The organism is Burkholderia sp. F1 (assembly GCF_050813845.1).
Classification (GTDB): Bacteria; Pseudomonadota; Gammaproteobacteria; order Burkholderiales; family Burkholderiaceae; genus Burkholderia; species Burkholderia ubonensis.
Map to the genome: position 1 here is coordinate 3,490,031 of NZ_CP172421.1, position 19,147 is coordinate 3,509,177.

The 19,147-nt window shown below is 68.0% G+C and carries 17 protein-coding genes; 4 read left to right on the forward strand and 13 right to left on the reverse strand.

Annotation, left to right across the window (positions count from 1 at the left end):
- Window positions 1-5: 5 nt before the first annotated feature.
- The 4 genes from rsmA to ACFIMZ_RS16480 all read right to left on the reverse strand — a co-directional run bounded on the left by rsmA (window position 6) and on the right by ACFIMZ_RS16480 (window position 5,678).
- Window positions 6-833 (reverse strand): 16S rRNA (adenine(1518)-N(6)/adenine(1519)-N(6))-dimethyltransferase RsmA, encoded by an 828-nt coding sequence (gene rsmA / locus ACFIMZ_RS16465; RefSeq protein WP_431820430.1) that lies wholly within the window; start codon window positions 831-833, stop codon window positions 6-8.
- Window positions 834-867: 34 nt separating this feature from the next.
- Window positions 868-1,872 (reverse strand): 4-hydroxythreonine-4-phosphate dehydrogenase PdxA, encoded by a 1,005-nt coding sequence (gene pdxA, locus ACFIMZ_RS16470; protein ID WP_431820431.1) that lies wholly within the window; start codon window positions 1,870-1,872, stop codon window positions 868-870.
- A gap of 11 nt (window positions 1,873-1,883) precedes the next feature.
- Window positions 1,884-3,242, reverse strand: a complete 1,359-nt coding sequence (locus ACFIMZ_RS16475; RefSeq protein WP_431820432.1) for a peptidylprolyl isomerase — start codon at window positions 3,240-3,242, stop codon at window positions 1,884-1,886.
- A gap of 72 nt (window positions 3,243-3,314) precedes the next feature.
- Window positions 3,315-5,678, reverse strand: coding sequence for an LPS-assembly protein LptD (locus tag ACFIMZ_RS16480; RefSeq protein WP_431820433.1), 2,364 nt, complete (start codon window positions 5,676-5,678; stop codon window positions 3,315-3,317).
- A 207-nt stretch (window positions 5,679-5,885) separates the two neighbouring features.
- Here ACFIMZ_RS16480 and ACFIMZ_RS16485 point away from each other — a divergent pair, with 207 nt between their 5' ends.
- Both ACFIMZ_RS16485 and murU read left to right on the forward strand, forming a co-directional pair.
- Window positions 5,886-6,920, forward strand: a complete 1,035-nt coding sequence (locus tag ACFIMZ_RS16485; RefSeq protein WP_431820434.1) for an aminoglycoside phosphotransferase family protein — start codon at window positions 5,886-5,888, stop codon at window positions 6,918-6,920.
- A 2-nt stretch (window positions 6,921-6,922) separates the two neighbouring features.
- Window positions 6,923-7,642: an N-acetylmuramate alpha-1-phosphate uridylyltransferase MurU gene (gene murU, locus ACFIMZ_RS16490; RefSeq protein WP_431820435.1), complete on the forward strand. Its 720-nt coding sequence runs from the start codon at window positions 6,923-6,925 to the stop codon at window positions 7,640-7,642.
- A gap of 33 nt (window positions 7,643-7,675) precedes the next feature.
- Here the strand turns inward: murU and ACFIMZ_RS16495 are convergent, their stop codons facing one another.
- On the reverse strand, window positions 7,676-9,547 hold the full coding sequence (locus tag ACFIMZ_RS16495; protein ID WP_431820436.1) for an ABCB family ABC transporter ATP-binding protein/permease: 1,872 nt from the start codon (window positions 9,545-9,547) through the stop codon (window positions 7,676-7,678).
- Window positions 9,548-9,721: 174 nt separating this feature from the next.
- Between ACFIMZ_RS16495 and ACFIMZ_RS16500 the strand changes: the two genes are divergently transcribed.
- Window positions 9,722-10,120: an acyl-CoA thioesterase gene (locus ACFIMZ_RS16500; RefSeq protein WP_010090728.1), complete on the forward strand. Its 399-nt coding sequence runs from the start codon at window positions 9,722-9,724 to the stop codon at window positions 10,118-10,120.
- 63 nt (window positions 10,121-10,183) lie between these two features.
- Here ACFIMZ_RS16500 and ACFIMZ_RS16505 read toward each other — a convergent pair whose 3' ends face one another.
- Window positions 10,184-10,666, reverse strand: coding sequence for a nitrate reductase associated protein (locus tag ACFIMZ_RS16505; protein WP_431820437.1), 483 nt, complete (start codon window positions 10,664-10,666; stop codon window positions 10,184-10,186).
- A gap of 125 nt (window positions 10,667-10,791) precedes the next feature.
- Between ACFIMZ_RS16505 and fdhD the strand changes: the two genes are divergently transcribed.
- A complete protein-coding gene (gene fdhD, locus ACFIMZ_RS16510; protein ID WP_431820438.1) occupies window positions 10,792-11,616 on the forward strand; it encodes a formate dehydrogenase accessory sulfurtransferase FdhD in 825 nt (274 codons plus the stop codon).
- Here the strand turns inward: fdhD and ACFIMZ_RS16515 are convergent.
- The 7 genes from ACFIMZ_RS16515 to ACFIMZ_RS16545 all read right to left on the reverse strand — a co-directional run bounded on the left by ACFIMZ_RS16515 (window position 11,601) and on the right by ACFIMZ_RS16545 (window position 19,144).
- Window positions 11,601-12,776, reverse strand: coding sequence for a fatty acid desaturase (locus tag ACFIMZ_RS16515; RefSeq protein WP_431820439.1), 1,176 nt, complete (start codon window positions 12,774-12,776; stop codon window positions 11,601-11,603). The two genes, fdhD and ACFIMZ_RS16515, sit on opposite strands and share 16 nt — an antisense overlap.
- Before the next feature lie 87 nt (window positions 12,777-12,863).
- The gene (cyoD, locus tag ACFIMZ_RS16520; RefSeq protein ID WP_431820440.1) at window positions 12,864-13,196 is read right to left on the reverse strand and encodes a cytochrome o ubiquinol oxidase subunit IV; all 333 of its coding nucleotides are present in this window, start codon (window positions 13,194-13,196) and stop codon (window positions 12,864-12,866) included.
- On the reverse strand, window positions 13,197-13,808 hold the full coding sequence (gene cyoC / locus ACFIMZ_RS16525) for a cytochrome o ubiquinol oxidase subunit III (RefSeq protein ID WP_431820441.1): 612 nt from the start codon (window positions 13,806-13,808) through the stop codon (window positions 13,197-13,199).
- A complete protein-coding gene (gene cyoB, locus ACFIMZ_RS16530) occupies window positions 13,808-15,820 on the reverse strand; it encodes a cytochrome o ubiquinol oxidase subunit I (protein WP_431820442.1) in 2,013 nt (670 codons plus the stop codon). The genes cyoC and cyoB overlap by 1 nt, the downstream gene beginning before the upstream one ends.
- 3 nt (window positions 15,821-15,823) lie before the next feature.
- A complete protein-coding gene (gene cyoA / locus ACFIMZ_RS16535) occupies window positions 15,824-16,714 on the reverse strand; it encodes a ubiquinol oxidase subunit II (RefSeq protein WP_431820443.1) in 891 nt (296 codons plus the stop codon).
- Window positions 16,715-17,086: 372 nt separating this feature from the next.
- The gene (locus ACFIMZ_RS16540) at window positions 17,087-17,854 is read right to left on the reverse strand and encodes an enoyl-CoA hydratase (protein ID WP_431820444.1); all 768 of its coding nucleotides are present in this window, start codon (window positions 17,852-17,854) and stop codon (window positions 17,087-17,089) included.
- A gap of 90 nt (window positions 17,855-17,944) precedes the next feature.
- Window positions 17,945-19,144 carry an acetyl-CoA C-acyltransferase gene (locus tag ACFIMZ_RS16545; RefSeq protein ID WP_431820445.1) on the reverse strand — a complete coding sequence of 400 codons (1,200 nt, stop codon included), beginning with the start codon at window positions 19,142-19,144 and terminating at the stop codon, window positions 17,945-17,947.
- Between the last annotated feature and the right edge of the window lie 3 nt (window positions 19,145-19,147).

Genomic DNA, 19,147 nt, shown 5'->3' on the forward strand with positions numbered 1-19,147 from the left:
GTGCGTCACCCGGCCTTGCGCGCCAAAGCGAGCGCCTGCGCGACGCCGACATACTCGGCCACGCTCACATCTTCCGCGCGGCGCGCGAGATCGAAGCCGAGCGCGTCGAAATCGACCGTCTCGCGATAGTCGCCGAGCGTGTTGCGCAGCATCTTGCGGCGCTGCGAAAACGCCGCCGTCACGATTTCGCCGAGCAGCGCGGGATCGACGTCCGGCAACTCATGCGGCTCGTACGGAATCATCCGCACGATCGCCGAATCGACCTTCGGCGGCGGCTGGAACGACTCCGGCGGCACGTCCATCATCTTGTCCATCACGTAGCGGTATTGCAGCATCACGGACAGGCGCGAGAACGCCTTCGTGCCCGGCTCGGCGACCATCCGCTCGACGACTTCGCTCTGCAGCATGAAATGCTGGTCGACGACCACGTCGGCGAACGTCATCAGGTGGAACAGCAGCGGGCTGGAAATGTTGTACGGCAGGTTGCCGACGATGCGCAGCGACGGCTTGTCGCCCGCCGCCGCGAGCGAGCGGAAGTCGAACGCGAGCGCGTCGCCCGCGTGCAGTTCGAGCAGTGCGCCGAAGCGCTGCTGCAGCCGGGCGATCAGGTCGCGGTCGAGCTCGACCGCATGCAGTGGCGATTCGGGCGTCGCGAGGCGCGCGATCAGCGGCTCGGTCAGCGCGCCGAGGCCCGGGCCGATCTCGACCATCCGCTGGCCGCGCGCCGGACCGATCGTCGCGACGATCGAGTCGATCACGCCGTGATCGACGAGGAAGTTCTGCCCGAAGCGCTTGCGCGCGAAATGGCCCTGGTGCTGTCTGCTGTTCGACATCGACTATAGAAAACGAAAAACGCGAGGAATGGAGTCAGGCTGCGTCAGGCCGGGCTGCGCGGCGGTGACGCGCCATCGTGACGGCGGTATCGAGCGCGGCGATCATGCTGCCCGGATCGGCGCGGCCGGTGCCGGCGAGGTCGAGCGCGGTGCCGTGATCGACCGACGTGCGGACGATCGGCAGGCCCAGCGTGACGTTGATCCCCTCGCCGAACGTCGCGTACTTGAGCACCGGCAGGCCCTGATCGTGAAACATCGCGAGCACGCAGTCCGCATCGGCAAGGTAGCGCGGCTGGAACAGCGTGTCGGCCGGATACGGGCCGCGCGCGTCGATGCCCTGCGCCTTCACGCGCGCGAGCGCGGGCTCGATCACGTCGATCTCCTCGCGGCCGAGATAGCCGTTCTCGCCCGCGTGCGGGTTGAGCCCCGTGACGAGGATGCGCGGCGCGGCGAGACCGAAGTCGCGCCGCAGGTCGTGGTCGACGATCGTCAGCGTCTCGACCAGCCCGTCGATCGTCAGCGCGGCGGACACGTCCTTCAGCGGCAGGTGCGTCGTCGCGAGCGCGACGCGCAGCGGCTTGTCGCCCGTGCCCGCCAGCATCATCACGACGCGCGGCGTACCGGTGCGCTCCGCCAGGTATTCGGTGTGGCCGGTGAACGGGACGCCGGCATCGTTGATCGTGCTCTTCTGCAGCGGCGCGGTGACGATCGCGTCATATTCGCGCGCGAGCGCGCCGTCGATCGCCGCGTCGAGCAGCGCGAGCACGTAGCGGCCGTTGGCCGCGTTCAGCTCGCCCGCGCGCGCGGGCGCGGCGAGCGGGCGGTGCGCGACGGCAACCTGCCCCGCCGCGACGAGCGCCGCCCAGTCCACGCCGACCGCCGCGGCGCGCGCGGCGACCAGCGCCGCGTCGCCGAGCACCGTGAAGCGCGCGTCGGGCCAGCGTTCGCCGGCGTCGCGCAGCGCCTGCGCGGTCAGCTCCGGACCGACGCCCGCGGGCTCGCCGGTCGTGATCGCGATATGCAGCGCGGGCGTCGTCATCGTCGGCTCGCTCAGTTCGCCGCGCCGAAGTCGCCGAGCTTGAACTGCACGTACGACGAATCGCGCAGCTCGCGCAGCCAGTCGGCATACGCCTGTTCGGCCTTGCGCTGGCCGATCGCCTGGCGCGCGATGTCCATCTGCTGCTGCACCGAACCTTCCGATTCGCGGCGTTCGAGCACCTGGATCAGGTGATAGCCGTACTCGGTGCGCACCGGGATGCTGACCTGGCCGTCCTGCAGGTTGTTCATCGCGCGCTCGAACTCGGGCACCGTCTCGCCCGGGCTGATCCAGCCCAGGTCGCCGCCCTGCGACGCCGAGCCGTCCTGCGAATAGGTGCGCGCGAACTTCGCGAAATCGCCGCCGGCCTCGACCTGCTTGCGGATGTCGATCAGTTGCTGGCGCGCCTGGCCTTCGGACTTGCCTTCGCCGACGCGCAGCAGGATATGGCGCACGTGCGTCTGCACGATCTTCGGCGCGGCGGCCGACGCGCCCTGGCTCTGGCGACGGTCGACGAGACGCACGATCTCGAAGCCGTCCGGCACGCGGATCAGCGTCGGATTGACCTGGCCCGGGCGCAGCTGCGACGCGGCCGCGACGACGTCGGCCGGCAGCGCGCCGGGCGACTTGAAGCCGAGGTCGCCGCCCTTCTTCGCGTCATTCGCTTCCGAATTGTTCTTCGCGAGGCGCTCGAAATCCGCGCCCGACTGCGCCTGCTTCAGCAGCGCGTCGGCCTTCTTCTGCGCGGCCTCGATGTCGGCCTGCGGCGCGCTGGTCGGCGCCTTCACGAAGATGTGCTGGAAGCGCAGGTCCTGCTGCTGCGACGCGCTCGGCCCGCGCTGGCTCGCGATGTAGCTCGCGACCTCGGCGTCCGACACGGTGATCTTGCTGTCGACCTCGCGCTCGCGCAGCTTCGACAGCATCAGCTCGGTGCGCGCGTCGCCCGTGAAGATGCTCCACGGCACGCCTTGCGCCTCGATCCGCGCACGATACTGGTCGAGCGTCATGCCGTTTGCCTGCGCGAGCCGCTGCAGCGTCGACTGCACGGCCGCGTCGTCGATCCGGATCCCGTCGTCCTTGGCCTTCTGCACCTGGATGCGTTCGAGCACCATCTGGTTCAGCACCTGCGCGCGCATCTGGCCGAGCGGCGGCACCGGCGCGTTCTGCTGCTGCAGGCGGCGCGAGATCAGGCCGACGCGCTGGTCGAGCTCGCGGCCCGTGATCACGTCGTTGTTGACGACCGCGACGACTTCATCGGTGAGCTGAGCGCCACGCGAGCCGAGCGCCTGCGCCGCAGCCGGCGCGGCGACGAGCAGCGCGGCGGACGCGGCGAGGCTGGAGACGACTGCCGCGAAGCGAAGGGTTTTCTTCATTGCCACTGATACTCCATTGAATTCGGGCTGGTCCGGCGCCGGCGCCTTCGGCCGCTCGCGGGCGCCCCGGCGTTACTCGTAGTTGCTGAAGCGGGACAACGGCGGCGGCGCGGGCGGCAGCGGCGTGTAGCCCTGCACCCCGGCGCGGAACGCACTCACGAGGCCGTTGTCGATCGTCGACAACCCCTTGAGCGTAAGCTGCGCCATGATCCGCGACGACGAATTCCGCTGTCCCGACGGATTCACGCCGTTCGCGTACCGCTGGATACCGACCCCGAGCGCCCAGCAATCCGCGTCGTATTGTAAGCCGACCACGCTGTCGATCATCCGGTTGCCGGCGAAGTCGTAGTTGAAGCGGCCGACCGCGTACAGGCGGCGGGTCAGCGGCCACTGCCCGGACACCAGGAACTGGTTGATCGGCCGGCCGTCCAGCGTCGCGGTCGCCCGCGTGTAGCGATAGCCGACGTTGATCACCTTGCGCACCTCGGGGCTGTACGCGAAACCGATGCTCGACTTCGCGAGCTGGTTGTTGTTCTGGTTGTACTGGAACGCCGTTTCCGACGCGAAGCCGGCGCCCAGCTTGATCGCGGCGCCCGCGATCAGGTCCGAGTGCCGCGCCTGCGCGGCCGCCTGCGTCGGGGTGAGCGTCACGCGCTGGTCGGCGAAATAGTACTGCTGCGCGACCACGAAGCGCGCGCGCTCGTCGCCGGTGCGCGGATCGATGAAGCGCGACGTCAGCCCGGCCGTCAGGCGGTTCGCGTCGGCAATCCGGTCGTTGCCGACGAACGTGTTCGGCTGGTAGATCTCGGCGAGGCCGAAGTCCGATTCCCCGGTGTCGAACAGCGGCGCGCTCGACTGGTTGCGGTACGGCGTGTACACGTAGTAAAGGCGCGGCTCGAGCGTCTGGATGAAGTCCTGGCCGAACAGGCGCACCGAGCGGTCGAAGATCAGGCCCGTGTCGAAGCTCACGGTCGGGATCGATTCGGTGAAGCGCTTCGGATTGTTCGGCGTGCTCGTCGACAGGTAGTTCAGGTCGTACGACGCGATGTGGTACTGGACCTTCGGCACCGCGAAATAGCCAGGGCCGTAGACCCCGTACGCGATGTACGGGTTGAAGACGATCCGGTCGCCCTGCGTCGCGTCGGCCGTCGTGATGCGAAAGCGCGAATAGTCGGCTTCCGCACCGAAGTCGAAGCCGCCGACGTTGTACTTCGCGTACTTCACGTTCAACTGCGGCGCGCGGCTGTACGGCGCGATCGACGGCGGCATCGTCTGCCAGTGCTGGTAGCGCGCGAGCACCGACCACGGGCCGTTGTTGTACGTGAGGCCGGCCTCCTGCTGGTACAGCATCTGCGTACCGTTGACGAACTGGTTCGAGGCCGCCCCGAGGTTCTCGGAATACTGGCTGTCCGAGACCTTGTTGTAGGAGACGTAGCCGCCGAAGCCGCTGCCGAAGTTCTGCTGATGCTGCCAGTAGATCGCGTAGCGGTTGCGGTGCGCGAGCCGGTCGTCCGGCAGGAACTCGCCGGTGAACACGCCCGAATAGCTCGTCGACAGGTAGCGGAACGTCATCTGCGTCTGCACCCCGCGCTTCGCGAGAATCCGCGGCGTGAGCAACATGTCGCGGTTCGGCGCGATGTTGAAGTAGTACGGCAGCGACAGCTCGAACCCGTTGTCCGTGCCCGTCGAAAATGTCGGCGGCAGCAGGCCGCTGCGCCGGTCGCCCGACAGCGGGAACGTCATCCACGGGCTCGCGAAGATCGGCACGCCCTGGAAGAACAGCACGCTGTTGCGGGCCGTGCCCTCGTCGGCGCCGGTGTCGAAGTCGAAACGGCTGCCCTTGATGTACCACGCGGGATGCGCCGCGCACTGGCAAGCGGTGTAGGTGCCGTTGACGAACACCGAGCGCTCGGCGTCGAGCATGTCGACGCGCTCCGCGCTGCCCGACCCGCCCGTCATGTTGAAGTGGTACTTCGGCGCCGTCATGAAGCCCTGGTTCGATTCGACCTTCAGGTGCGCCTCGGGACCGGCGAACGACGTGTCGCCGTTGACCACCTTGACCTGGCCGTACGCATCGGCCATGTCCGTATCCTGATCGTAGTGGAGCGCATCGGCCTTCACGACCGCATTGCCGCGGCGGAGCTCGGCCGAGCCCTTCGCGGCCAGGTCCTGGTCGGTCGTGCCGCTCGTGTGGTCGGCGATCACGAAGGTGGCCGGCTTCGCCCCTTCCTTCAGCGACTGATCCTGGAGCTGGGGCGCGAGACGCAGATCCCACGGCGAATCGAGCGGCTGCGGCTGCGCGGCCGCGCCTGTCAGCTGCGCGTGCGACACCGCCGGCACGAGGCCCGGCACGGCCAGGAGCGCGAGCGCGAGCCGCCGTTTGCGCGGCGCCCCGTCACCGGGGAAAACAATCGGGAATAGCGGTTTGGGCGGCATCTATCGTTTGGCGAATCGCCCCTCGTCAACCCGTGCGGTCGCACATCGCGGCCCGCGCAATCGGACCCGGCTGAGCGCAACCCAGGGGAGGTGATCGGGCGAACGGCGCGACAGGCGGCGGGCCTGCACGGCGGATGCTGACGCGGGGCGCGTCAAAAAAGTCGTGGGGTATTATATGGCAAGACGTTCCCCCCTCCTCCGAGTTTCATGACGCCCCCATCCGACGATTCCCGCCTCGACGCGCTCACCGCCTGGCTGCACCCGCTCGCCGCGCGCCACGCCCTCGATCTCGCCACCCTCGCGCCCGCGTCCACGGACGCCGGCTTTCGCCGCTACTTCCGCGTCGCGTCGTCCGCAAGCCCCGGCGGCTCGCTGATCGCCGTCGACGCGCCGCCGCCCGAGAAGTGCCGCGAGTTCGTCCAGGTCGCGCAGATGCTCGCCGCCGCGGGCGTCCACGCGCCGCAGGTGCTCGAGCACGATTTCGACGACGGCTTCATGCTCGTGACGGACCTCGGCCGCACGTCGTACCTGTCGGCGCTCGACCCGGCCGCCCCGCTCGCCGCGCGGCCGCTGATGCGCGCCGCGCTCGACGCGCTGATCCGCTTCCAGCTGACGTCCGCGCCCGGCGTGCTGCCGGCGTTCGACGACGCGTTCCTGCGCCGCGAAATGGAGCTGATGCCCGAGTGGTACATCGGCCGGCACCTCGACAAGACGGTCACCGACGCGATGCGCGGCACGCTCGAGCGCACCTTCGCGCTGCTGATCGCGAGCGCCCGCGCGCAGCCGCAGAGTTTCATGCTGCGCGATTTCATGCCGCGCAACCTGATGGTCTGCGAGCCGAACCCGGGCGTGCTCGACTTCCAGGACGCGGTCGAAGGGCCGCTGACCTACGACGTCGTGTCGCTGCTGCGCGACGCGTTCGTCAGCTGGGACGAGGAATTCGAGCTCGACTGCTTCGCGTATTACTGGGAGAAGGCGAAGAAGGCCGGCCTGCCGGTCGATCCGGACTTCGGCGAGTTCTACCGCCAGCTCGAATGGATCGGCCTGCAGCGGCACATCAAGATCCTCGGCCTGTTCGCGCGCCTCAACTATCGCGACGGCAAGCCGCAGTACCTCGCCGACCTGCCGCGCTTCGTCGCGTATGCGCGCAAGGTCGCGCTGCGCTACCGCCCGCTCGCGCCGTTCGCGAAGCTGCTCGACGAGCTCGAAGGCGCCACCCCCGACGTCGGCTATACGTTCTGAAGATGAGCCCATCCCTCACCACGGCGATGATCTTCGCCGCCGGGCGCGGCGAACGGATGCGCCCGCTCACCGACACCTGCCCGAAGCCGCTGCTCGAGGCGGGCGGCAAGCCGCTGATCGTCTGGCAGATCGAGCGGCTCGCGCAGGCGGGCATCGAGACGATCGTGATCAACCACGCGTGGCTCGGCGCGCAGATCGAAGCCGCGCTCGGCGACGGTTCGCGCTGGGGCGTGCGGCTCGCGTACTCGGCCGAGGGCGACGCGCTCGAAACCGCGGGCGGCATCGCGCAGGCGCTGCCGCTGCTTGCACGCGACGGCCGGCCGACGGTGTTCGTCGCGGTCAGCGGCGACGTGTTCTGCGAATTCGATTACCGCACGCTCGCCGCGCGCGCGGCGCAGATGGCCGCGCTCGACGCGCCCGCGATGCATCTGGTGATGGTGCCGAACCCGCCGTTCCATCCGGCCGGCGATTTCGCGCTCGACACCGACGGCCGCCTGTCGCTCGACGGCGCCCGGCGTTTCACGTTCGGCAACATCGGCCTGTACGACACGCGGATGTTCGCCGATCTCGCGCCCGGCACGCGGCGCGCGCTGACGCCGTACTACCGCGCGGCGATCGAGGCCGGCCGCGCGAGCGGCGAGCTGTACGAAGGAATCTGGGAAAACGTCGGCACGCCCGCGCAACTCGGCGAGCTCGACAGGCGGATGCGCGGCGCGCGCTGACCGCGAACGGGCCGGGCGGGGCCGCAGCCCCGCTCAAACCTCCTCGGCCTCCTCCCCGCCCGCCGCCGCGCGCTGCTGCTGCAGCGCCCACATCTGCGCATAGAGCCCGTCCGCGCGCACCAGCTCGTCGTGCGTGCCCCGCTCGACGATCCGCCCGTGATCCATCACGAGGATCTGCTGCGCGTACACGACCGTCGACAGCCGGTGCGCGATCACGAGCGTCGTGCGATGCCGCGCGATCTGCTCGAGCTCGTGCTGGATCGCACGCTCCGAACGCGAGTCGAGCGCCGACGTCGCCTCGTCGAACAGCAGGATCGGCGGGCTCTTGAGCAGCGTGCGCGCGATCGCGACGCGCTGCTTCTCGCCGCCCGACAGCTTGAGCCCGCGCTCGCCGACCGGCGTGTCATAGCCCTTCGGCAGGCTTTCGACGAAATCGTGGATGTGCGCGGCGCGCGCGGCCGCGATCACCTCGTCGCGGGTCGCGGTCGGCCGGCCGTACGCGATGTTGTAGTAGATCGAATCGTTGAACAGCACGGTGTCCTGCGGCACGATGCCGATCGACGCGCGCAGCGAATCCTGCGTGACGTCGCGGATGTCCTGCCCGTCGATGCGGATCGCGCCGCCCGCCTGCCGGTCGAGATCGTAGAAGCGGAACAGCAGGCGCGACAGCGTCGACTTGCCCGAGCCGCTGTGGCCAACCACCGCGGTTGTCGTGCCGGCGTCGATCGTGAACGTCACGTCGTGCAGGATCGGCCGCGCCGGCTCGTACGCGAAGTTCACGTGCTCGAAGCGCACCTGCGCGCCGGCCACCGCGAGCGGCGCCGCATCGGGCGCGTCCGCGACCTCCTGCGCCGCCGACAGCAGCCCGAACATCCGGTCCATGTCGGTGAGGCTCTGCTTCAGCTCGCGATAGACGACGCCGAGGAAGTTCAGCGGAATGTACAGCTGCAGCATGAACGTGTTGATCAGCACGAGATCGCCGAGCGTCAGCTTGCCGGCGAGCACGCCCTGCGTCGCGCGCCACAGGATGAACACGAGCCCGGTGCCGATGATCGCCTGCTGGCCGAAGTTGAGCATCGACAGCGAGTTCTGCGAACGGATCGCGGCCTTGCGGTAGCGCTTCAGGTTCTCGTCGTAGCGCTGCGCTTCCCATTCCTCGTTGCCGAAATACTTGACCGTCTCGTAGTTGATCAGCGAATCGATCGCGCGCGAATTCGCGCGCGAGTCGAGCTCGTTCATCGTGCGGCGGAAATGCGTGCGCCAGTTGGTGACCTTCACGGTGAACACGATGTACGCGACCAGCGCGGCGAACGTCACGTACGCGTAGTACGCGTCGTACTTGACGACGAGGAAGCCGAGCACGAGGCCGACCTCGACGAGCGTCGGCAGGATGCTGTACAGCGAGTACGAGATGAGCTGCTGGATGCCGCGCGTGCCGCGTTCGATATCGCGCGACATGCCGCCCGTCTGGCGTTCGAGGTGAAACCGCAGCGACAGCCCGTGCAGATGCCGGAACACCTGCAGCGCGAGCCGCCGCACCGCGCTTTCGGTCACTTTCGAGAACAGGATTTCGCGCAGCTCGGTGAACAGCGACGTCGACAGCCGCACGAGCGCGTACGCGACGACGAGCAGCCCGACGCCGCCCGCGAGCACGATCCCGGCCGACTGCTCCGCGCGGCCGAGCGCGGTCAGCTGCTGCACCGCGGCGAGATGGTCGACGATGCGCTTCATCACGACCGGCACGCCGAGGTTCGCGACCTTCGCGCCGATCAGGCAGCCGAGCGCGAGCGCGACGCGCCACTTGTAGGTCGTCAGGTACGGCAGCAGCGAACGAATGGTCTGCCAGTCGTTGCGGGGCCCGGTGTGAAGCGGCGCGGGCTCGCCGGAAGCGGGAAATCGGCGCATGGGGGACGGGGCGGTCGGCAGTGCGGGCCGTGCTCGACGACCGCCGGCTCGCCCGCTTTCTCGTACAATTTGCGAACGTTGTATTGTCGCAGAAGCCGGTTCGCGCCGCTGTCGGCGGCCTCGCCGGCCGCGCGTGCGGGCCGGTGCGTTTTATTACAGGATGAAAGTATCGCCATGACCGACTCCCCGCTCGCCCTCCCGCAAAACCAGCCCGCCTTGCGCGTCGTCCCGCAGCCGTCCGACGCCAACGTCCATGGCGACGTGTTCGGAGGCTGGATCATGTCGCAGGTCGACATCGCCGGCTCGATCCCCGCGAGCCAGCGCGCGAACGGCCGGGTCGCGACCGTCGCGGTCAATTCGTTCGTGTTCAAGCAGCCGGTGTTCGTCGGCGACCTGCTGAGCTTCTATGCGACCGTCACGCGCACCGGCAACACGTCGGTCACGGTCGACGTCGTGGTCTATGCGCAGCGCATGCGCCTCGCGGGAGAAATCGTGAAGGTGACCGAAGCGACGCTCACCTACGTCGCGACCGGCCCGGACCGCAAGCCGCGCCCGCTGCCGCCGCTCGAATGAGCCTGCCTGAGCCTGCCGCGCTTTGGCGCGGCGTAACGTAACACCGGTACTACGGCCGCCGCGTCAGTGCGCGGCCGTCAGCCCGAACTCCCGCATCGCCGGCAGAAAATCGTGGTTCAGCTTCGGCTTGCGGGAGAGCTTCATCAGCACGTAGCGCTGGAACGGCGCGAGCCGCTGCCATTGCACGACGTCCGGCGCCGGCAGTCCCGCCAGCGCGCTCTGCTGCACCAGCGCGTCCGGCACCCGCTCGGTGCCGCGCCAGGCCGGCTGCTCGTCCGGCTGGAACCAGCTCGGCTCGAGATCGGCGTGCGTGCGCAGCATCTCGAACAGCGCGTGGTCGAAATTGGGCTCGATCTCGGTATCGTCGTCCGCCGGAAAGCGGGCGAGCAGCTTGCGGTCCTCGATCGGCAGCAATTGCCACTGCTCGAGCGAGATGCGCAACCCGAAGCGGTCGAGATTGAAGCGCACGATCATCGGGATGTACGTGAAATTCTCCGATGAATCGCGTTCGAAATTGAAAAGCAACGGTGCGTCGCTAAGTCCCATGGCATTACCCGAAGTGGCGGATGCCGGCGCGGCCGGCCTGCCTGAGGTATTTTAGAACCTCTGCGCACGAACGGCGGACGCGATCGTCGTCCGGCCGCGCGCCAGTCAACCGAACGGGAGTCCCAGTGAATCCGACCGAATCCGCCGAACCGCGCGGCGCGATCGAGCTGTCCGTGCGCCGCACGCGCGGCGGCGCCGCCGAAACGGCGCTCGACCACGTCGGCCAGGAATGGCCGGTCGCGCTCGTCTTCAACGGCATTTCGCACGCGGTGATGATGTGCACGCCGCGCGACCTCGAGGCGTTCGCGGTCGGCTTCGCGATTTCGGAGGGGATCGTCGCGCGCGGCAGCGACATCAAGGACATCGAGGTGATCCTGCACGCCGACGCGCCGCTGCCGCACGCCGAAGTCCACCTGGAAGTCGTGCAGCAGGCGTTCGCCGCGTTGAAGGACAAGCGCCGCGCGCTCGCCGGGCGCACCGGCTGCGGCGTCTGCGGGATCGAGAGCATCGACCTGCTCGACCTGGCGCCGGAACGCGTGCCCGATACCGGCTTCCTCGCGCGCCTCGCGCCCGATGCGCTCGCGCGCGCCGCCGGCGAACTGCCGGCCCATCAGGCGCTGACGCGGCTGACAGGCGGCCTGCACGCGGCCGCGTGGTGCGACGCAACAGGCGCGATCCGGATGGCGTTCGAGGACGTCGGCCGCCACAACGCGCTCGACAAGCTGATCGGCTCGCTGGTGCTCGCGCGCGCCGACGCGACCGACGGCTTCGTGTTCCTGTCGAGCCGCGCGAGCTACGAGCTGGTGCGCAAGGCGGCGCGCGTCGGCATCCCGATGGTCGCGACGATCTCCGCGCCGTCGTCGCTCGCGATCGCGATTGCGCAGCAGGCCGGCCTGCGGCTCGTCAGCTTTTGCCGCGAGACCGGCTACGTCGATTACGGCACCGCGTGAGGGCACGCGGCGGACGCCGCGCCCGCCGCCTCCGGCACGGCGGCCGGGGGTGCGTCCGTGGCGGCCGGCGGCAGCGGCTCGCTCGCCGGCTCGCTTGTCAGGTTGCCGACATAGTCGGTCCAGAGCTTGCGGTCGGTGTCGTAGAGCTTGCAGCGGCGCGCCGTGTCGAAATACCAGCGCCAGCTGAAGCGCTGCACGACGATGCGCCCGGGCAGCATGTCCTCCAGCTTCGCCTGCGCCGGCTTGAGCCGGTACAGCGGCACGCTCATGTCGACGTGGTGGGCCGTGTGCTCCATGATGTGGTGCAGCAGGCCGCCGATGCCGAACGGGAACGTCAGGTGCAGCGTGGTCGACACGAACGGCGCGGCGTTCGACCATTCGGCCCGGTTCGCATGCCACGCGATGCGCGGATCGGTATGGTGGACGTAGACGACGAACCCGATCATCGAGCACCAGAACAGGAACGGCACGAGCACGCCGGTCGCGAGCAGCAGCGCGACGGACTGCTGCGTCGCCATCGCGACCCAGACGACGGCGGCAATCCACACGGCCGCGAAGCCGGTCACCAGCAGGCCGTCGCGGCGGAACACGGGCCGCGACGCGCCGATATAGGTCTTGGTCGGGAAATACATCCGCAGCCACCAGATCTCGACGAAATAGTAGAGCCCCGGCGCCCAGCCGCTTCGGTAGATGCGGTCCAGCAGCCGGCGCGTCGGCGACAGCGCCGCGTATTCGGCCGGCGTATGCGGCGCCCACACGAAATCGAAGCCCTTCAGGTTCGTGTAGCCGTGGTGCACCACGTTGTGCCCGACTTCCCACAGGCTGTACGGCGTCAGCGACGGCAGGAACGCGATGCGGCCGAGCCAGCGGTTCAGCCGGCGGTTGGGCGTCAGGCTCTGGTGGCACGCATCGTGCCCGATGATGAAGAGCCGCCCGGTGACGAAGCCGGCCGCCATCCCGCAGACGATCTTGCCGATGATCGACGGGATCAGCAGCGCGCCCGCGAACATCGCGAACAGCAGCAGGTAGTCGAGCACGAGCAGGATGATCGGGCGCACGATCTCGCGTGCGGCGAACGGCACGAGCCACGAGCGGATGACCTTGCGATGCGGCATCGGCGCGTCGGCGCGAACGGGTGTCTGGGAATCGTTATTGACCATGATGCAGAAAGGCGCGCTGACCGCGCGCCCCCGAAAGGAAACCAGCCGTGCGACGGACACGGCGCGAATGCGTGAACGGAATGCCGGTTACCGCGACATCATGTTCATGCTGACGTTGTGCATCACCCACAGCGTCCCGACGATCAGGATCAGCGCGGTGAGCACCGTGTAGCTGAACGCCATCACGTTCCAGCGCTGGCTCGACGACGTGTTCATGTGCAGGAAGCACACCAGATGCACGAGGATCTGCGCGAACGCGAGCACCGCGAGCGCAATGATCGCCGCCTTCGGCGACAGCACGCCGCCCATCACGAGGCCGAACGACGCGGCCGTCAGCAGCACCGACAGGACGAAACCGACGATGTAGCCGCCGGCCGTGCCGTGCGCTTCATCGTGGTGAATGAGTTCCGAATGGGCCATTTAGATCACGCTCGCGAGATAGACGAAGGAGAACACGCAGATCCAGACGATGTCGAGGAAGTGCCAGAAGAGGCTCAGGCAGGTGAGGCGCCGGAAGTCGCGCTCCGTCATGCCGGGGCCGCGCGCGATCTGCACGGCGAGCACGACCATCCACAACAGGCCGACGGCCACGTGCAGCCCGTGCGTGCCGACCAGCGCGAAGAACGCCGACAGGAACGCGCTGCGCCCGGGCCCCGCGCCTTCCGCGATCAGGTGCGAGAACTCGCGCAGCTCCATCGCGAGAAACGCGACGCCCAGCACGAACGTCACCGCGAGCCAGACGAACACCGCGCCGCGCCGGCGGCGCTGCGCGCCGAGCATCGCGAAGCCGTACGTGATGCTGGAGAGCAGCAGCGCGGCGGTCTCGAGCGCGACGCCCGGGATGTCGAACAGGTCCTTCGCGGTCGGGCCGCCCGCAAACTGGTTGCCGAGCACCGCGAACGTCGCGAACAGCGATGCGAAGATCACGCAGTCGGTCATCAGGTACAGCCAGAAGCCGAACACCGAATGCGACGGCGGATGATGGTGCGCCGCCGGATGACGGGCGCCGCCCGTGAGAGATTGATACGACATCAGTTCGCCTCCAGTTCGGCTTCCGGCGACGGCGCGCGCATCCGCACGCCCGCGCGTTGTTCCTCGATCTTGCGGACGGTATCCGCCGGAATGTAATAGCCTTCGTTGTCCTGCGCGCTGTACAGCACCACCGTCGCGACGATGCCGACGAGCGACGCGATCGCGAGCCACCAGATGTGCCAGACGAGCGCGAAGCCGAGCAGCAGGCTGAACACGCCGACGAACAGGCCGGCGCTCGTGTTGGACGGCATGTGGATGTCCTGGTACGTGACGTTCTTGCCGAGCCCGATGCCGAGGCCCTTCGCCTTGCGATACGCGAGCTCGTCGAGTTCATGCACGTCCGGAATCACCGCGAAGTTGTAGACGGCCGGCGGCGACGACGTCGCCCATTCGAGCGTGCGGCCGTTCCACGGGTCGCCCGTCACGTCGCGATACTGCGCTTGCGCGCGGTTGCGCCAGCCGACCCACACCGACGCGACCTGGAACACCACGCCGAGCGCGATCAGCGCCACGCCGAATACGGCGACGACCAGCCACGGATGCCACGCCGGGTTGTCGTAGTGATTCAGGCGCCGCGTCATGCCCATGAAGCCGAGCACGTACAGCGGCACGAACGCGACGTAGAAGCCGGTGAGCCAGCACCAGAACGCGCGCTTGCCTTGCTTCTCGTCGAGCTTGAAGCCGAACACCTTCGGGAACCAGAAATGGACGCCCGCGAAATAGCCGAACACGACGCCGCCGATGATCGTGTTATGGAAGTGCGCGATCAGGAACAGGCTGTTGTGCAGCACGAAGTCCGCGCCGGGAATCGCCAGCATCACGCCGGTCATGCCGCCAAGCGTGAACGTGACCATGAAGCCGATCGTCCACAGTACCGGCACCGTGAACTCGACACGCCCGCGGTACATCGTGAACAGCCAGTTGAAGATCTTCACGCCGGTCGGAATCGCGATGACCATCGTCATGATCCCGAAGAACGCGTTGACGTCCGCGCCCGAGCCCATCGTGAAGAAGTGATGCAGCCACACGAGGAACGCCAGCACCATGATCGCGCACGATGCGTACACCATCGTCTTGTAGCCGAACAGCGGCTTCTTCGCGAACGTCGCGATGACTTCCGAATAGATGCCGAATGCCGGCAGCACGAGGATGTACACCTCCGGATGCCCCCACGCCCAGATCAGGTTCAGGTACAGCATCGCGTTGCCGCCGGCCTCGTTCGTGAAGAAGTGCATGTCGAGGTAGCGATCGAGGCCGAGCAGCGCGAGCGCCACCGTCAGGATCGGGAACGTCGCCATGATCAGCACGTTCGAGCACAGCGCGGTCCACGTGAACACCGGCATCTTCATCAGCGTCATGCCCGGCGCGCGCATCTTGATGATCGTCACGAAGAAGTTGATCGACGTGATCAGCGTGCCGACGCCGGAGATCTGCAGCGCCCACAGGTAGTAGTCGACGCCGACGCCCGGGCTGAACTGCAGCTCGGAGAGCGGCGGATACGCGAGCCAGCCCACCTGCGCGAATTCGCCGATCACGAGCGAGATGTTCATCAGGATCGCGGCGACCGCCGTCATCCAGAAGCTCAGCGAGTTCAGGAACGGGAACGCGACGTCGCGCGCGCCGATCTGCAGCGGCACGATCAGGTTGAAGAACGCGACCAGCAGCGCCATCGCCATGAAGAAGATCATGATCACGCCGTGCGCGGTGAAGATCTGGTCATAGTGATGCGGCGGCAGGTAGCCGGGGCCGTTGTACGCGAGCGCGAGCTGCAGGCGCATCATGACCGCGTCCGCGAAGCCGCGCAGCAGCATCAGCACCGCGACGACCAGGTACATCACGCCGATCTTCTTGTGATCGACCGACGTCAGCCATTCGCTCCACAGCCATTTCCACCGGCCGGTGACCGTCAGTGCAGCGACGATGCCCAGCACGACGAGCCCCATGAAGGCGCTCGCCCCCATGATGATGGGCTGATCGAACGGGATCGCCGAAAGTGTCAGTTTTCCGAACATGCGTTACCCCTTCGTCGTACAGGCGGCGTCCTTCAGATCGAGGACGTGGCCATCGTTGTATTTCGCGATGATGTTGTGAAACAGCTTCGGATCGACCGTCGAGAAGTAGCGCACCGGCGCCTTCTCGCTCGGCTGCGCGACCGTGCCGTACGCGGTCATGTCGAGCCGGTCGGACGACGCCTTCACCTTCTGCACCCACGCGTCGAACTGCTCGCGCGGCTCGGCGAGCGTGCGGAACTTCATGTCGGAAAAGCCGCGGCCGCTGTAGTTGGCGGACACGCCCGCGTAGTCGCCCGCTTCGTCGGCGATCAGGTGCAGGCGCGTCTGCATGCCGGCCATCGCGTAGACCTGGGTGCCGAGCTGCGGGATGAAGAACGAGTTCATCACCGAATCCGACGTGATGCGGAAATTCACCGGCGTACCGACCGGAATCGCGAGCTGGTTGACCGACGCGATGCCGAGCTCCGGATAGATGAACAGCCACTTCCAGTCGAGCGCGACGACCTCGACGTTGATCGGCTTGACCGACGATTCGAGCGGCTTGTACGGGTCGAGCTCGTGCGTGGTCCGCCACGTGAGGATGCCGAGGTACAGGATGATCATCGTCGGCACCGACCAGATCACGACCTCGATCGCGGTCGAGTGCGACCAGTTCGGCGCATACGTCGCGCTTCGGTTCGACGCGCGGTAGCGCCACGCGAAGAACAGCGTCAGCAGGATCACCGGGACGACGACGATCAGCATCGTCCACGTGGCCGTCGCGATCAGCGATTTCTCCGCGACGCCCACCGCGCCCTTGGGATCGAGCACGTGAAGGTCGCTGCATCCGGCCAGTCCCGCCAGTATCGCGATGACGGGGGCCGCCCGCGCACCGCCGGTGATTCGTCTGATCATGGTTCGTTTGCCTGAGTGTCGTTGAGAAGGACTGCCGGGCCGCGCGCCGCCAACGCGAGACGCATGACGACCACGGCAGCCTGCCGCGCGAACTGTACGGAAAGTTGCCGCAGTGCATCTTGACGATGAGCAAACTTCGCCGATTTGAGCGAAAACCGGTCGGGGACGGACGCGATGCCGGCGCGCGTGATGGCCGGCAACGGTAGATGGGGAAAGGCCGCGCGCCTTCAGCGCAAGGCTCGCGGATATCGGGGGAATGACCTCAAAGGGGGGAAACACTGCGACGATGCGCCGCAGCATGGCAGGCGCCGACGCGTCGAACCGCGCGCCGGCCGGCGGGAGGCGGGAGGCGCAGCCGGCGCCGAGCGCGCGTTACGGCAGCGAACGGAAGTCCGGCTTGCGCTTCTCGAAGAACGCGGTCATCGCCTCGCGCGCTTCCGGCCCGCGCAGCATCGCGCCGAATTGCTGCCCCTCTTCCGCCATCCGGTCGGCAATCGACACGCCGCCGGTGTTCTTCAGCAATGCCTTCGTCACGCGCAGCGACGCGGCCGGCAGCGCGACGAGCTTCGCCGCCTGCTTCGCCGCGAACGCGTCGAGCTCGGCCGCCGGCAGCACGCGGTTGACGATGCCGATCCGGTGCGCCTCGAGCGCGTCGAACGGCTCGCCGAGCAGCAGCTTCTCGGCCGCGACCTGATGCCCCGCGAGACGCGGCAGCAGCAGGCTCGACGCGGCCTCCGGGCACAGCCCGAGCTGCACGAACGGCAGCGAGAACGACGCCGTGTCGGCTGCGTAGACGAGGTCGCAATGCAGCAGCATCGTCACGCCGACGCCGACCGCGATGCCCGGCACCGCGGCGACGATCGGCTTCGACGCGCTGCTGATCCGCGCGAGAAACTGGAAGACCGGCGCGCTGTCGTCCTTCGGCGGCGCCTTCATGAAATCCTCGAGATCATTGCCCGCGCTGAAGATGCCGTCGCTGCCGCGCAGCAGGATCGCCCGAACCTCCTTGTCCTCCTGCGCTTCGCCGAGCGCGTCGGCCATCGTCTGGTACATCGCGGCCGTCAGCGCGTTCTTTTTCGCCGGCCGTGCAATGGTGATCGTCATCACGCCGTCGGCGCGTTCCACCTGGATGTCCGTCACAAGCGTCTCCTTGGCTGTATCCATTCCGAATGAAAAAAACGGTGCGCGAGCTCGTGGCCCGCGCACCGTCGTGCTGCTGGTTCGCCTCGCTTACAGGCGTTCGATGATGCCCGCGGCGCCCATGCCGGTGCCGACGCACATCGTCACCATGCCGTACTTCAGGTTGCGGCGGCGCAGGCCGTGCACGACGGTCGCAGCGCGGATCGCGCCGGTCGCGCCGAGCGGGTGGCCGAGCGCGATCGCGCCGCCCACCGGGTTGACCTTCGACGGGTCGAGGCCGAGGTCGCGGATCACCGCCAGCGATTGCGCGGCGAACGCTTCGTTCAGCTCGATCCAGTCGAGATCGTCCTGCTTCAGGCCGGCGGCCTTCAGCGCGGCCGGAATCGCTTCCTTCGGGCCGATGCCCATGATTTCCGGCGGCACGCCGCGCACCGCGAAGCTCACGAAGCGCGCGAGCGGCGTCAGGTTGAACTGCTTGAGCACCTTCTCCGACACGACGAGCAGCGCGCCCGCGCCGTCCGACGTCTGCGAGCTGTTGCCGGCCGTGACCGAGCCCTTGTTCGCGAACACCGTGCGCAGCTTCGCGAGGCCTTCGAGCGACGTGTCCGCGCGCGGGCCTTCGTCGAGCGCGATCTCGCGCGTCTTCACGTCGACCGCGCCGGTCGCGAGGTTCGGGAAGCGTTCGGTGATCGTGTACGCGGCGATCTCGTCGTTGAACTCGCCGGCCTGCTGCGCGGCGAGCGCCTTCCGGTGCGATTCGACCGAGAACGCGTCCTGGTCCTCGCGGCTCACCTTCCACTGCTCGGCGACGCGCTCGGCGGTCAGGCCCATCCCGTACGCGATGCCGAAGTCCTCGCTGCGATCGAAGATGTGCGGCGACATCGACGGCTTGTTGCCCATCATCGGCACCATGCTCATCGATTCGCAGCCGCCCGCGAGCAGCGCGTCCGATTCGCCGACGCGGATGCGGTCCGCCGCCATCGCGAGCGCGGTGATGCCCGACGCGCAGAAGCGGTTGACCGTCACGCCGCCGACCGTCTGCGGCAGGCCCGCGAGCAGCGCGCCCATCCGCGCGACGTTGAGGCCCTGCTCGGCTTCCGGAATCGCGCAGCCGATGATTGCGTCCTCGATCAGCTTCGTGTCGAAGCCGGGCACCTGCGCGACCGCCGTCTTGATCGCGTGAACCAGCAGCTCGTCGGGGCGCGTGTTCTTGAAGACACCGCGCGGGGCCTTGCCGATCGGCGTGCGGCTGGCGGCGACGATGTATGCGTCTTGCAATTGTTTGCTCATTTC